Source organism: Streptomyces paludis, assembly GCF_003344965.1.
Taxonomy (GTDB): domain Bacteria; phylum Actinomycetota; class Actinomycetes; order Streptomycetales; family Streptomycetaceae; genus Streptomyces; species Streptomyces paludis.
The window spans coordinates 7,786,516-7,802,052 of record NZ_CP031194.1 but is presented as its reverse complement, the minus strand read 5'-3'; the positions used below and the strand labels follow the sequence as shown (position 1 = coordinate 7,802,052).

Genomic DNA, 15,537 nt, shown 5'->3' with positions numbered 1-15,537 from the left:
CTCCACAGCCGGCGCCTGTTCCAGGATCGCGTGCACGTTCGTACCGCTGAGTCCGAACGACGACACGGCGGCGCGGCGCGGCTGGTCCGTCCGCGGCCACGGCACCTGCTCGGTCAGCAGACTGATGGCACCACTGGACCAGTCGACGTGCGAGGACGGCGTCTGCGCGTGGAGGGTCCGCGGCAGCACACCCTGCCGCAGAGCCAGTACGAGCTTGATCACACTGGCCACGCCGGAGGCCATCTGGGTGTGGCCGATGTTGGACTTCACGGAGCCGAGCAGCAGCGGCCGCTCCGGGTCGCGGTCCCGGCCGTAGGTCGCGAACAGCGCCTGTGCTTCGATCGGGTCGCCGAGCGCGGTCCCGGTGCCGTGCCCCTCGATCGCGTCCACGTCGGACGCCGTCAGCCGGGCGTTCGCCAGCGCCGCGCGGATGACCCGCTGCTGCGCGGGCCCGTTCGGCGCGGTCAGGCCGTTGGACGCGCCGTCCTGGTTCACCGCCGAGCCCTTGAGTACGGCGAGCACCTGGTGTCCGTTTGCCTGTGCGTCGGACAGTCTCTCCAGCAGCACCACGCCGACGCCCTCGGCGAGGGTCATACCGTCGGCATCCTCGGAGTACGCCTTGCATCGCCCGTCCACGGCGAGCGCCCGCTGCCTGGAGAAGCCGATGAAAGCGCCCGGGTTGGACATGATGCTCACCCCGCCGGCCAGCGCCATCGTGCTCTCCCCGTTGCGCAGGGACTGTGCGGCGAGGTGGATCGCCACCAGCGACGAGGAGCAGGCGGTGTCCAGGGTGACCGCGGGACCCTCCAGACCGAGCAGGTACGCCAGCCGGCCGGACAGGATGCTGCCGAGCGAGCCGGTGACCATGTGGCCCTCGGAGCCGTCCGCGGTGCGTGACACCGACGCCGTGTAGTCCTGGTAACTGGCGCCGATGAACGTACCGGTGAGGCTGCCGTTCAGGCTGTGCGGGTCGAGGCCGGCGCGCTCCAAGGTCTCCCAGGCCGTCTCCAGCAGCAGCCGCTGCTGCGGGTCCATGGCGACCGCCTCGCGCGGCGAGATGCCGAAGAAGTCCGCGTCGAACTCCGCCGCGTCCGTCAGGAATCCGCCCCGCACCGAGTAGGTCCGGCCTGCGCGGTCGGGGTCCGGGTCGTACAGCTCGTCCGCGTGCCAGCCGCGGTCCGCGGGGAAGCCGCTGATCGCGTCCACGCCCTCGGTGACCAGCTGCCACAGCTCCTCGGGGGAGTTGGCCCCGCCCGGGTAGCGGCAGCCCATGCCGATGATGGCGATGGGTTCGTCCGGCGCCGCCGTGGAGGCGGTGGTGCTCGTGTCCGCCGGCGCGTCGCCGGTGAGTTCCGACAGCAGGAACTCGGTCAGCGCGACCGGGCTGGGGTAGTCGAACACGATGGTGCTGGGCAGCGTAAGTCCGGTGGCATCGGCGATCCGGGTACGCATGTCGATCGCCGTCACGGAATCGAGGCCCGCGTCACGGAAGGCCCGCTGTTCGCCGACCGCGTCGCCGGAGGAGTAGCCGAGCACGAGCGCGGCCTGGCCACGTACCAGGTCCAGCAAGGTGCGCTCCCGCTCCGCGGGTGGCAGCGCCCGTAGGGTGGTGGCGAACCCACCCTCCGTACCGCCGGTCGTGGTGTCGTGCTCCCGGACCGTGTTGAGCGCCTTGACCTCGGGTATCTCGTCGAACAGCTTCGTCGGCCGGACCGAGGTGAACACCTCGTGGTAGCGGCCCCAGTCGATGTCCGCGAGCGCGAGCGCGGTCTCGTCGCCGTCGAGGGCGTGCCGCAGCGCCGCCAGCGCGAGCTGCGGCTCCATGAACACGAGGCCGCTGCGCAGGATCTGTTCCGGGTCGACACGGCCGAGCTTCATGTCGTCCGCCCAGATGCCCCACGACAGGGACATCGCCGGCAGTCCGCGGGCGCGGCGGCGCGCGGCCAGGGCGTGCAGGTACGCGTTGCCCGCGACGTACGCGGCGTGCGCCCCGGAGCCCCACATCCCCGCGGTGGACGAGTAGAGCACGAAGTCGTCCAGTTCGTCCTCGGCGAGCAGTTCGTCGAGGACGCGGGCGCCGGTCACCTTCGCGTCGAGCACGCGCTCGAACTGGTCGAGTGTGGTGTCGGCGAGCGTGGACAGTTCGATCACGGCGGCGGTGTGCACCACGGTCCGCAGCGGCGGTCCGTCCGCACGCAGCCGGTCCAGCAGCGTGGCGACAGCCCCGCGATCGGAGATGTCGCAGGCCACGACCTCGACAGCGACACCGAGTTCGGCCAGCTCCGCGACCAGGTCGGCGGCGCCGGGCGCGTCTGGGCCGCGGCGGCTCGTGAGCACGATCCGCTCCGCGCCCTGGCCGACGAGCCAGCGAGCGAGGTGCGGGGCCAGGGTGCCGGTGCCACCGGTGACCAGGGCGGTGCCGCGGGCTCTCCAGCCCGGCCCGTCCACGGTCCTCGGCGCACGCACGACCCGCCGCGCCAGGGTGCCGGCGGTCCGTACGGCGAGCTGGTCCTCACCCGTCCCGCCGGACAGAACAGCGGCGAGCCGGCCCGCAGCGCGGCCGTCCAGCTCGATCGGCAGGTCCACGGTGCCGCCGATGCGCTGCGGGTGCTCGAGCGCGGCGGTCCAGCCAACGCCGAGCGCCTGTGCCTGGCCGGGGTTGAGCGCCTCGTCGCCGCGGCCCGTGGAGACCGCGGCACGGGTGACGAACCACAGGGGTGCGTCGATACCGGTGTCTCCGAGGGCCTGCACGAGCGCCACGGTCAGCGCGAGGCCCTCGTCCATCGCCGAGTGGCCCGTGAGCGGGCGTTCGGCACCCGCCACCAGCGACACCACGCCCGTGACGCCCCCGAAGCCGCCGAGGCGCTCGGCCAGCACGGACCGGTCGGTGCAGCGGGCGTCGAGGACGAGTCGCTCCGGCGTGGCACCGTGTGCGGCCAGCGCGGTGACCACGTCCTCGTCGACGATGCCGTCGGCGGTGACCACGAGCCAGCGCCCGGTCAGCGCCGCGGGTCCGGTTCTCACCGGCGTCCACGACACACGGTAGCGCCAGGCGTCCACCGTGGACTCCTCGCGGCGGCGGCCACGCCACGCCGACAGCCCGGGGAGTACCGCCGCGAGGGCCTTCTCGTCCACGGCGAGGTCGGTGGTGAGGGAGGCCAGGTCGCCGCTCTCCACGGCCTGCCAGAAGCCGGCCTCGACCGGGTCCGTGCCACCGGCGGCCGCGGGCGGCGGCACCGGGATCCACAGGCGTTCGTGCTGGAACGCGTAGGTGGGCAGGTCGACCCGGCGGCCGCCCTCGTACAGCGTCGTCCAGTCCACGTCGACGCCTCGCACGAACGCCTCGGCGAACGACATGAACACGCGGTCCAGGCCGCCCGTGTCGCGGCGCAGTGTGCCGGTCACCACGGCCTGCACGCCGGCCGCGTCGATCGCCTCGGCGATCCCGGCACGCAGCACGGGGTGCGGGCTGCACTCGATGAACGCACGGTGGCCCTCGCCGAGGAGAGTGGCGATGGCCGGGCCGAAGTTCACGGTGCTGCGCAGGTTGCGGTACCAGTAGCCGGCGTCCATGGCCTCGGTGTCGAGCCACCCGCTCGTCACGGTCGAGTAGAGCGCCACCTCCGCGGTCCGCGGCCGGATCGGTGCGAGGAGTTCGAGCAGTTCGTCCTGGATGTCCTCGACCTGGGCGGAGTGCGAGGCGTAGTCAACGGCGATCTTCCGCACACGAACGCCGTCGGCGGTGAGTGTGTCGAACATCGTGTCCAGCGCGGCCGGAGCACCGGCCACGACCACGGAGCCCGGCCCATTGACGGCCGCGATCTGCACCGAACCGTCGGAAGGCAGCAGTTCCTCGACGCGGTCCGCGGGCAGCGGCACCCACATCATGCCGCCCTTGCCCGCGAGCCGGTGCGCGATCGCCCGGCTGCGCAGGGCGACCACGCGTGCCCCGTCCTCGAGGGACAGGGCACCGGCAACCACCGACGCGGCGATCTCCCCCTGGGAGTGGCCCACCACCGCGTCCGGATGCACGCCCTGCGACCGCCACAGTGCCGCCAGCGCCACCATCATCGCGAACGACGCGGGCTGCACGACGTCGACGCGTTCCAGGCTGGGCGCGCCCTCCGCCTGCCGCAGCACGTCCAGCAGCGACCAGTCGGTGAACTCCGAGAGCGTGACTGCGCATTCGTTGATGCGCTCCGCGAAAACCGGTGACTCCTCAAGCAGCCGGGCGCCCATGCCTGCCCACTGCGAGCCCTGGCCGGGGAACACAAACACGGTCCGGCCCTCGATGTCCGCCACGCCCTCGATCACATCGCGTGTCGCCTCGCCGCGGGCGTAGTCGTCCAGGGCCTCACGGCCGACGGCCACAGCGCGGTGCTCGAACAGCGACCGTGAAGTCACCAGCGAGTAGCCGAGGTCGACCGGTTCCGCGCGCAGGCCGGCCAGGCGGGCGGCCTGGCCGCGCAGCCCGGCCGCGGAGCGCGCCGACAGCACGAGCGGCGGCGCGCTCAGCACCGGCACGGGCGCGCGCTCGGCCGGTACCGGCACGGCCGGCGGCTCCTCCAGCACGACGTGGGCGTTGGTGCCGCTGATACCGAACGACGACACGGCCGCGCGGCGCACCCGCTCCCCCGGCTCCCACGGCCGGGTCTCGTGCAGCAGTCGCACGGTGCCGTCACTCCAGTCGACGACCGAGGACGGCGTCCGCGCGTGCAGCGTACGCGGCAGCACTCCGTTGCGCAGGGCCAGCACCATCTTCATGACGCCGGCGACGCCCGCCGCCGACTGTGTGTGGCCGATGTTGGACTTCACGGAGCCCAGCAGCAGCGGCCGCTCCGGGTCGCGGTCCCGGCCGTAGGTGGCCTGCAGTGCCTGGGCCTCGATCGGGTCGCCGAGCGCGGTCCCGGTGCCGTGCGCCTCCACGGCGTCCACCTCGGACGGCACGAGCCGCGCGTTGGCCAGCGCCTGCCGGATGACCCGCTGCTGCGCCGGCCCGTTCGGGGCGGTCAGACCGTTGGACGCGCCGTCCTGGTTGACGGCGGAACCGCGGATCACCGCGAGCACCGGGTGGCCGTTCGCCCGCGCGTCCGACAGCCGCTCCAGCACCATCATGCCGACGCCCTCGCCGAGTGCCATGCCGTCCGCGCCCTCTGCGAACGCCTTGGACCTGCCGTCGCGGGCGAGCGCCCGGTTCCGGCTGAACGCCGTGAACGCCCCGGGCGTCGGCATCACGGTCGCGCCGCCGGCCAGTGCCAGCGTCGTCTCGCCGTTGCGCAGCGACTGTCCGGCCAGGTGCATGGCCACCAGGGAGGACGAGCAGGCGGTGTCCACGGTGACCGCTGGGCCCTCCAGCCCGAACACGTAAGCCAGGCGGCCGGACAGCACACTCGGGATGGTGCTGGTGACGACGTGCGTCTCCAGATCCTCGGCGTGCTGGGCGCCGTACTCCTGGAAGCTGGAGCCGACGAACGTGCCGGCCATGGTGCCGCGCAGCGCGGCCGGGTCGATACCGGCCCGCTCGAACGCCTCCCACGAGGTCTCCAGCAGCAGGCGCTGCTGCGGGTCCATGGACAGGGCCTCACGCGGGGAGATACCGAAGAACGTCGGGTCGAAGTCGCCGGCGTCGTGCAGGAAGCTGCCGCGCGTGGTGTACGTGGTGTGCGGCTTGTCCGGGTCCGGGTCGTACAGCGCGCCCGCGTCCCAGCCGCGGTCCGCGGGCCATTCGCCGCTGGCGTCGACGCCTTCCTCGATGAGCGCCCAGAACTGCTCGGGCGTGGTGACACCGCCCGGGAACCGGCATGCCATGCCGATGATCGCGATGGGCTCGTCCGGGGCCCCGGCCGCGGCGCTCACCCTCACGGCGGCACCGCCGGTGTCGAGCAGCTCCTCGGCCAGGTAGTGGGCCAGCGCCGCCGGCGTCGGGTAGTCGAACACCATGGTGCTGGGCAGCACGTGGCCGGTGACGCGGCTGAGCCGCTTGCGCAGTTCGACGGCCGTCAGCGAGTCGAACCCTCCGTCGCGGAAGGCACGCCGCTCCGGCACGCCGTCGATGGAGTCGTGACCGAGTACCGCGGCCGCCTCGGTGCGGACGAGATGGACGAGCTGCCGTTCCCTCTCCTCGGCGGACAACGCGGCCAGCCGGTCACCCCACTCCGAGCGGCTGCCTTCTCGGTCCTCGGCCAGCGCCGCTGCCTCCGGCAGGGCCGCCAGCAACGGGCTCGGACGGGCGGCGGTGAAGACCGGAGCGTAGCGCGCCCAGTCCACGTCGGCGACGGTGAGGGTGGTGTCGCCGCGCACGATGGCGTTGCGCAGCTCCGTGATACCGGCGGCAGGCGCGATGAACCGCAGGCCCTGCCGCAACAGGTTCGCGGTCATCGCGTCGTCGATCGCCATGCCGGCCTCGGCCCACGGACCCCACGCCAGGGATGTCGCGGCCAGACCACGTGCGGCGCGGGTCTCCGCGATGGCGTCCAGGTAGGCGTTGGCAGCGCTGTAGGACGCTTGGCCGCCGCTGCCGATCGTGCCGGCGATGGAGCCGAACAGTACGAAGAACTCCACGTCCCCGACCAGGGCGTCGAGGTTGAGGGCGCCGGCCACCTTCGCCGCCAGCACGGACTCGAATTCGGCGGGGCCGGTGTCCGCGAGCGCTCTCATGCCGCTGGTGCCTGCGGCGTGCACGACCCCGGTCACCGGGTGCTCGGCGAGCACCTCGGCCAGCGCGTCGCGGTCGGCCACGTCGCAGGCGAGAATCTCGACGCGGGCTCCCAGTTCCTCCAGTTCGGCGCGGAGCCGGGCGGCTCCCGGCGCGCCGGGTCCGCGCCTGCTGGTCAGCACGAGTTTCTCGGCACCGCAGCGGGCGAGCCAGCGCGCGACCTCGCCGCCGAGGCCGCCGGTGCCACCGGTGACGAGCACGGTCCCACGAGCGGTGAACTCAGCGGCAGGGGCGGGGGCGGCGTACCGAACGAGACGTCGGCCGCTGCGCCCGGTGGGCCGGATCGCGACCTGGTCCTCGCCGTCGGTCCCGGCCAGGGTGGCGGCAAGGTGGTGTGCGGTGCGGTCGTCCAGCGCGTCCAGCACCGGGGGCAGGTCGATCAGGCCGCCCCAGCGGCCGGGGTGCTCCAGAGCGACGCTGCGGCCGAGGCCCCACACGGCGGCATGCGACGGGTGGGTCGCCGGGTCGCCGGGACCGGTCGAGACGGCGCCGCGCGAGAGCGTCCAGAGGGGGGCGGTGACACCGGCGTCGCCGAGCGCCTGCACGAGCGTGACGGTCAGGGCCAGTCCGAGCGGAAACGTTGTCGGCTCGTCCTCGGACGGCGGCACCCACACCACACCCGTGTGTTCGCCGGCATCGGCGAGTCGGTCGGCGAGCGCGGCGCGGTCGGCCGTGTTCACCACCAGGGTGCGGACCTCGGCACCGTTCGCACGCAGTGCCCCGGCGATGTCGGTGTGCTCGGCCGTGCCGACGAGAAGCCAGGTGCCCGACAGTGTCGTGGCGCGCTCCGCCAGGGCCGTCCATCCGACGTGGTAGCGCATGGTGTCGAGCGTGTCGCGCTCGTGCCGCTCCCGGTGCCACGACGACAGCGCGGGCAGCAACGCGTCAAGCGACCCGCGCTGGTCGTCGCCGAGGCCGAGGAGTTCGGCGAGCCCTGCGGCGTCGCCGTCGTCGACGGCCGCCCACAGCCGCTCGTCCGCAGGGTCGCCGGACCGCTCCGTACGGGCCTCGGGCCAGTAGTACTCGTGGGAGAACGCGTACGTCGGCAGATCGACGCGGGTCGCGCCGGTGCCGGCGAAAAAGGCGCCCCAGTCGATGCTCACGCCGACGGTGTCGAGCCGCGCCAACGCGGTGACGGCGGCCCGCTCCTCGTCCCACTCCCCCCGCAGCACGGCTACGGCGGCGAAGTCGCCGAGGTTGTCCTCGATCATCGCGGCGAGGGTGCCGTCCGGTCCCAGTTCGACGAACGTGCGCACGCCGCGGTCCGCGAGGGTCCGCACTCCGTCGGCGAATCGCACCGCCTCGCGGACGTGCCTGACCCAGTACTCCGGCGTTGCCAACTCGTCGCCGGCGACGGTGCCGGTCACCGTGGACACCACCGGAATCCGCGCCGCGCCGAAGGACAGACCTTCCAGCACGGACCGGAACTCGTCCAGCATCGGATCCATCAGCGGCGAGTGGAAGGCGTGCGACACCCGCAGGGACTTCGTGCGACGGCCCCGCTCACGGAACGCCGTCTCCATCCGGGCCAGCGCACCGATCTCTCCGGCGACGACGACCGACCGCGGGCCGTTCACCGCCGCGATGGACACCCCCTCGACCAGCCCGGCGGCCACCTCGTCCTCGCCGGCCTCGATCGCCGTCATGCCACCGCCGGCCGGCAGTGCCCGCATGAGCCGACCGCGCGCCGAGACCAGCGCTGCCGCATCGGTCAGCGACAGCACTCCGGCGACATGCGCCGCCGCGATCTCACCGACCGAGTGCCCGGCGAGGTAGTCGGGCCGCACCCCCCACGACTCGACCAGCCGGTACAGCGCCACTTCCAGTGCGAACAACGCCGGCTGTGCCGAACCCGTCCCGCTCAGCGTCTCGGCGTCCTCGCCCCACATCACGTCGCGCGCACCGGCGCCCAGCAGGACCGTCACCGCGTCGAACGCCTCGGCGAAGACCGGGAACCGGGCGTACAGCTCACGGCCCATGCCCAGTCGCTGAGAGCCCTGGCCCGCGAACACGAAGGCGGTCCGGCCGTGGACCGTCTCGCCCTCGACAAGCGCGGGATCGGACCGGTCGGCCGCCAGGGCCGCCAGCGCGCGGCGCAGTGTCCCGGCGTCCGGTGCGATCACCGCCGCCCGCTGCTCGAACCGCGAGCGGGTGGTCGCCAGCGAGTGGGCCAGATCCAGCGGGGTGGCCGAGTCGACGTGCTCCAGCAGCCGTTCGGCCTGCGCACGCAGCGCGTCGCGACCGCGTCCGGACACCAGCACCGGCAGCACACTCACGGGGGTCACCGGCTCCGGGACGGACTCGACCACCGCGGGCGGGGCCTCCAGGATGGTGTGCGCGTTCGTGCCGCTGAAGCCGAACGACGACACCGCCGCACGCCTCGGCCTGCCGGTGGCGGGCCACGGGGTCTCCTGGGTGAGCAGCCGCATCTCACCGGCCGTCCAGTCGACCTGCGCCGACGGTGCGTCGACGTGGAGGGTGCGCGGCAGGACCCCGTGCCGCATCGCCAGCACCATCTTGATGATCCCGGCGACGCCTGCCGCCGCCTGCGTGTGGCCGATGTTGGACTTCACCGAGCCCAGCAGCAACGGTGTCTCGCGCTCACGGCCGTACGTCGCCAGCAGCGCCTGCGCTTCGATGGGATCGCCCAGTGCCGTGCCGGTGCCGTGCCCCTCGACGACGTCCACATCGGCCGCCGACAGGCCGGCGTTCGTCAGCGCGGCCCGGATCACCCGCTGCTGAGACGGACCGTTGGGCGCGGTCAGACCGTTTGACGCGCCGTCCTGGTTCACCGCGGAACCCCGGACCACCGCGAGAATCTCGTGCCCGTTACGGCGGGCGTCGGACATGCGCTCAAGTACGATGACGCCGACGCCCTCGGACCATGCCACCCCGTCGGCGGCGTCCGCGAATGCCTTGCACCGGCCGTCGGCGGCGAGACCTCTCTGCCGGGAGAACTCCAGAAACGCCGTGGGAGTCGACATGACCGCCACGCCGCCGGCCAACGCGAGGGAGGATTCTCCCGTGCGCAGCGACTGGGCGGCCAGGTGCATCGCCACCAGCGAGGACGAGCAGGCGGTGTCGATACTGACCGCCGGCCCCTCCAGGCCGAGCGTGTACGAGACGCGGCCGGAGGCAACACTCGGGGACGTACCGGTTCCCTGGTAGCCCTCGAACTCGCCGCCGCCGAGCACATGGACGTAGTCGCTGTACATGACGCCGGTGAACACACCCGTTCGGCTGCCGCGCAGCGAGGCCGGGGGGATGCCGGCCCTCTCGACGGCCTCCCACGACGCCTCCAGGAGCAGGCGCTGCTGTGCGTCGGTGGAGAGTGCCTCGCGGGGGCTCATACCGAAGAAGGCAGGATCGAATTCGCCCGCGTCGTGCAGGAAGCCGCCGGAGCGCGCGTACGAGGTGCCGATGGTGTCGGGATCCGGGTCGAACAGGGTGTCCAGGTCCCAGCCGCGGTTGGTCGGGAACCCGGAGATCGCGTCGACTCCCTCGTGGACCAGCCGCCAGAGGTCCTCCGGCGATGAGACCCCGCCCGGGTAACGGCAGGCCATGCCGACGATGACGATCGGGTCGTCGCCGGTGGTGGCCGCCGAGGCGGTGCCCGCGTCGGCGGGTTCCTCGGGTCCGAGCAGTTCGCCCAGGACGTAGGCGGACAGCGCGCCGACGGTCGGATAGTCGAAGATCAGCGTGGCCGACGGACGCAGGCCGGTGGCGGCCGCGAGCCGGCCGCGCAGTTCCACGGCCGTCAGGGAGTCGAAGCCCAGTTCGGCGAAGGTCCGGTCGGCGTCGACACGGTCCGTGCCGGTGTGACCGAGCACGGCAGCCGCCTGTGCCCGTACCAGCTCCCGTACGGCATCGGCTCGCTCGACGGCGCTCAAGCGCGCGAGCCGCTGCGCCAGGCCGTTCGCGGCGGTGCTCGCCGCTGTGCGCCGGGCCCGCGGCCGGACAAAACCGCGCAGCACGTACGGCACCTCGTCGCGGGCGCGCAGCGCGGGCAGGTCGAACCGCACCGGGACAGCGACGGCGTCGGGGCCGGTGACCGCCTTGTCGAACAGCGCGAGGCCAACGTCGACGGAGAGCGGCAGCGTGCCGGTACGGGCCAGGCGGCGCATGCCGGACGCGCCGAGGGAGCGGGTCATGCCCGTCTCCTGCGTCCACGGTCCCCACGCGAGCGACACGCCCGGCAGGCCCTCGGAACGCCGCTTCGTGACCAGTGCGTCGAGGAAGGCGTTGCCGGCCGCGTAGGCCGCCTGCGCCGCCGCGCCCACCACACCCGCGAGCGAGGAGAACACCACGAACGCCGACACGTCACCGACCAGCTCGTGAAGGTTCCAGGCAGCGTCCGCCTTCGGACGGAGCACGGCATGGATCCGCTCTGCGGTCAGGGACGGCAGCACACCGTCGTCGAGGACGCCGGCCGCGTGCACGACACCCGTGACGGGTGCCTCGGCGGCGAGCGCGGCTGCCAGCGCCTCCCGGTCGGCCGCGTCCACAGCCACGAACGTCGCACGCGCGCCCAGTTCGGCGATCCCCGCGGCCACCTCGGCGGCACCCTCCGCGTCGGCACCGCGGCGGCTGGCCAGGATGAGCCGGCGCACGCCGTGGTGCTCAGCGAGGTGCCGCGCCACCAGGGCGCCTAGACCGCTCGTACCGCCGGTGACCAGGACAGCGCCGTCGCCCCAGTCGACGGTGCCGCCGCCGTCGGGCTGTACGCGGGCGAGGCGGGCGGTGAACACCGCGCCGTCCCGCACCGCCGTCTGCGGCTCGCCCGTGCCGAGGGCCAGGTCCGAGACGCCGTCGACCGCGCCGAAGCGTCCCGGATTCTCCGCCTCGGCCGCTCTCGCGAAGCCCCATACCGTCGCCTGGGCCGGATCCACGGAGTCTTCCGGCCCCACGGCCACACCGTCACGTGTGAGGAACAGCAGACGGGAAGCGTCGCAGCGCTCGTCCGCGAGCCAGTCCTGTGCGATGCCCGACGCCCAGGTGGCGTTCGCGTGCGCGTCGGCGACCGGGTCACCCGTGCCCGCCGGCACCGGTGCCAGCACAACCGGCGGCACCACGCCCGGCAGGTCGGCGACACCGGAGGCGACCAGCAGCTCCACACCGGGCAGCACAGGGGCCTCCGGTCCCAGAACCGCGACGGTCGCGGGCACCGTGCCGCCGGACACCGGAGTCCAGTCCAGTCGGAACAGCGCGTCCTTGCCGGGCTCGGCGGCCAGGCGTTCGTCCCCGAGACGCCGCAGCGCCAGGGAGGCCACCGATATGAGTGGCGTACCGGCGGCGTCCGCCACCTCGATCGACACCGCGGAATCGCCGAGCGGTGTGAGCAGCACACGGGCGGCCGTCGCGCCCGTTGTGTGCAGGCGCACGCCCTCCCACGAGAAAGGCAGCATGGCGGTGCCGTCGCCGAGACCGGTGAAGGCAACGGCGTGCAGGGCGGCGTCGAGCAGCGCCGGATGCATGCCGAAGGACGACGCCTCGGCCGCGGCGTCCTCGGACAGCTCGACCTCGGCGGCGACACTGCCGCCCGAGCCGACCCGCCAAGCCGCGGCGAGGCCCCGGAACGCCGGTCCGTACTCCAGCCCGGCCGCGGCCGCGCGCTCGTAGAACCCGTCCAGGTCGACCGCCTCCGCGCCGGGTGGCGGCCACACACCGGTGTCGAACGAACTGGTCTGCTCGCCGGGTGCCACGACGCCGTCGGCGTGCCTGCTCCACGGGCGCTCCTCGCCCGAGTCCGTGGCGTCGCCCGTGTCGGGCCGCGAGTACATGGTGAGGGTACGGCGGCCGCGGGCGTCCGGGCTGCCGATCCACAGCTGCACCTGCACGCCGCCCTCGCCGGGCAGCACCAGCGGTGCGGCGAGCGTCAGCTCCTCTATCCGGCCGCAGCCGACCTCGTCGCCGGCGCGGACCGCCAGTTCGAGCAGCGCGGTGGCGGGAAGGACGGCCGTGCCGCGAACGGCGTGGTCGGCGAGCCATGCGTGGGACCCCAGCGAGAGCCGGCCGGTGAGCAGCACGCCGTCCGAGTCCGCCAGGGACGCGGCGACGGCGAGGAGCGGGTGGTCGGCCGGGGCGAGGCCGGCGGCGCGCATGTCTCCGACGGAGGCGTAGCCGTCGCGCGGCCAGTAGCGGCGGCGCTGGAAGGCGTACGTCGGCAGGTCGACGGAGCGGGCTCCGGTCCCCGCGAAGTAATCGGCCCAACGCAGCGGGACGCCCCGTACGTGCAGACCCGCGGCCGCGGCCGCGAGCGCGGCGCCCTCGGGCTGTGCCCCGCGCAGCGTCGCGACGGCGTGGGCGTCCGGGAAACTCTCCCGCACCAGCGCGGTGAGCACACCGTCCGGGCCCAGCTCCAGGAACGCGCCGACACCGTGTTCGCGCAGCCAGCCGACAGTGTCGTGGAACCGCACGGGACGGCGCACATGGTCGGTCCAGTAGTCCGCACCGGTCAGCTGCTCGACCGTCGCCTGCTCACCGGTCAGGGTCGACACGACCGGCAGCAGCGGCTCGCGGAACGTCAGGTCCTCGGCTACCGCGCGGAAGTCGTCCAGCATCGGATCCATCAGCGGCGAATGGAACGCGTGCGACACGCGCAGCCGCTTCGCTCTGTGTCCGCGCTCGGCCAGTGCCGCCTCGATCCCCGCGACCGCGTCCACGGCGCCCGCGACCACCACCGACCGCGCGCCGTTCACGGCCGCGATCGACACGGTGCCGGCATGGTCGAGGAGCAGGGGTGCCACCTCGGCCTCGGACGCCCGCACGGACGTCATCACACCGCCCGCGGGCAGTGCCTGCATCAGGCGTCCGCGCGCCGTCACGAGCGCCGCCGCCGCGGTCAGATCAAGGACACCGGCGACATGCGCGGCGGCCAGCTCGCCGATGGAGTGGCCGGCGAGGTAATCCGGCTTGACACCCCACGACTCCACCAGCCGGTAGAGCGCCACCTCGACGGCGAACAGTGCCGGCTGGGCGTATTCGGTGCGGTTGAGAGTACGTGCCGTCCTGGCCCACATGACCTCGCGCAGCGGCCTGCCGAGGTGGACGTCCAGCGCCGCGCACACCTCGTCCAGCGCGGCCGCGAACACCGGGAAGCGGTCGTACAGCTCGCGGCCCATGCCGGCGCGCTGCGCGCCCTGGCCCGTGAAGACCACGGCCAGCTTGGGCCTGCCCCGTGCGACGCCCGAAACCAGCCCGGCCGGCGTCCCACCGGCGGCCAGCGCCGTCAGCGCGGCCCTGGCCTGCTCGGCATCGGTCGCGACAACGGCGGCGCGGTGCTCGAACGCGGCTCGCGTGGTCGCGAGCGAAAAGGCGGTGTCGACCGGCCTACCGGACTCCACCGTGGACAGCAGCTGCGCGGCCTGCTGTGCGAGGGCCTCATGGGTCCGCGCGGACACCAGCAGCGGCACCGCCCCGGCCGCGATGTCGCCGATGGGCGGCTCGTCCGTATCGGCGGGCGCCTGCTCGATGATGGCGTGAGCGTTCGTACCGCTCAGTCCGAACGAGGAGACCCCTGCGCGCCGCGGGCGGTCCGCCTCCTCGCGCCACGGTGTGTTCTCGGTCACGAGTGCCAGCGACCCGCTGGACCAGTCCACATGTGATGTCGGGACGTCCACGTGGAGTGTCTTCGGCAGCACCTCGTGCCGCATGGCCAGTACCAGCTTGATGATGCCGGCGACGCCGGCGGCAGCCTGCGTGTGGCTGATGTTGGACTTCACCGAGCCCAGCAGCAGCGGGCGGTCCGCGGGCCGGTTGCGACCATAGGCGGCGAGCAGCGCCTCCGCCTCGACCGGATCCCCGAGCGTGGTGCCGGTGCCGTGCGCCTCGACGACGTCGACCTGATCGGCGGAGAGCCGCGCGTTGAGCAGCGCCTGCTCGATGACACGCACCTGCGAGGGCCCGTTGGGAGCGGTCAGGCCGTTGGACGCGCCGTCCTGGTTGACGGCCGAGCCGCGCACGACCGCGAGGACGGTGTGTCCGTTGCGCCGCGCGTCGGACAGCTTCTCCAGCACAAGCACGCCGGCGCCCTCGGCCCAGCCGGTGCCGGAGGCCGAATCGGCGAACGAGCGGCAGTGCCCGTCCGCGGCGAGACCGCCCTGCTTGGAAAACTCGACAAAGGTGAGCGGGCTTGACATGACGGTGACGCCACCGGTCAGAGCGAGGTCGCACTCCCCCGCCCTGAGTGCCTGGCACGCCAGGTGCAGTGCCACCAATGAGGAGGAACAGGCGGTGTCAACGGTGACGGCGGGGCCCACCAGGCCGAAGCTGTACGACAGTCGGCCCGACATCACGCTGGACGTGTTGCCGGTGAGCCGGAAGCCGTCGATGTTGTCGGCCGGCCCGACCCGGTACTCCTGCGGAATGGCGCCGACGAAAACACCGGTCTGGCTGCCCTTCAGGCCGAGCGGGTCGATCCCCGCGCGCTCCAGCGCGTCCCAGGCCGTCTCCAGCAGTACCCGCTGCTGCGGGTCCATGGACAGCGCCTCACGCGGTGAGATCCCGAAGAAGTCGGCGTCGAACGTGGTGGCGTCGTGCAGGAAACCGCCGGACAGCGTCGAGGACGTGCCCAGCGCCTCCGGGTCCCAGCCGCGGTCCGCCGGGAAGCCGGTGACACCGTGGCCGCCACTCTCCAGCATCGCCCAGAGGTCTTCCGGGCCGCGCACGTCGCCGGGATAGCGGCAGCCCATGCCCACGATGGCGATGGGCTCTGTCGCCGCGTCCTCCAGTTCCTGCACTTTCTGCCGGGAGCGCCGAAGGTCGAGAGTCGCGCGCTTCAGGTAGTCCCGGAGACGCTGCTCATTGTCCATCGCACGATCCAT

Annotated in this window: 1 protein-coding gene (only partly in view); it reads right to left on the bottom strand. The window is 73.2% G+C overall.

Annotated features, from left to right (window positions below; all coding sequences use genetic code 11):
- Positions 1-15,537 carry the 5' portion of a type I polyketide synthase gene (locus tag DVK44_RS33990; RefSeq protein ID WP_228447487.1) on the bottom strand. It extends 12,165 nt beyond the left edge of the window, so 15,537 of the gene's 27,702 nt are visible here — the first part of the coding sequence; it begins with the start codon at positions 15,535-15,537; the stop codon falls past the left edge of the window.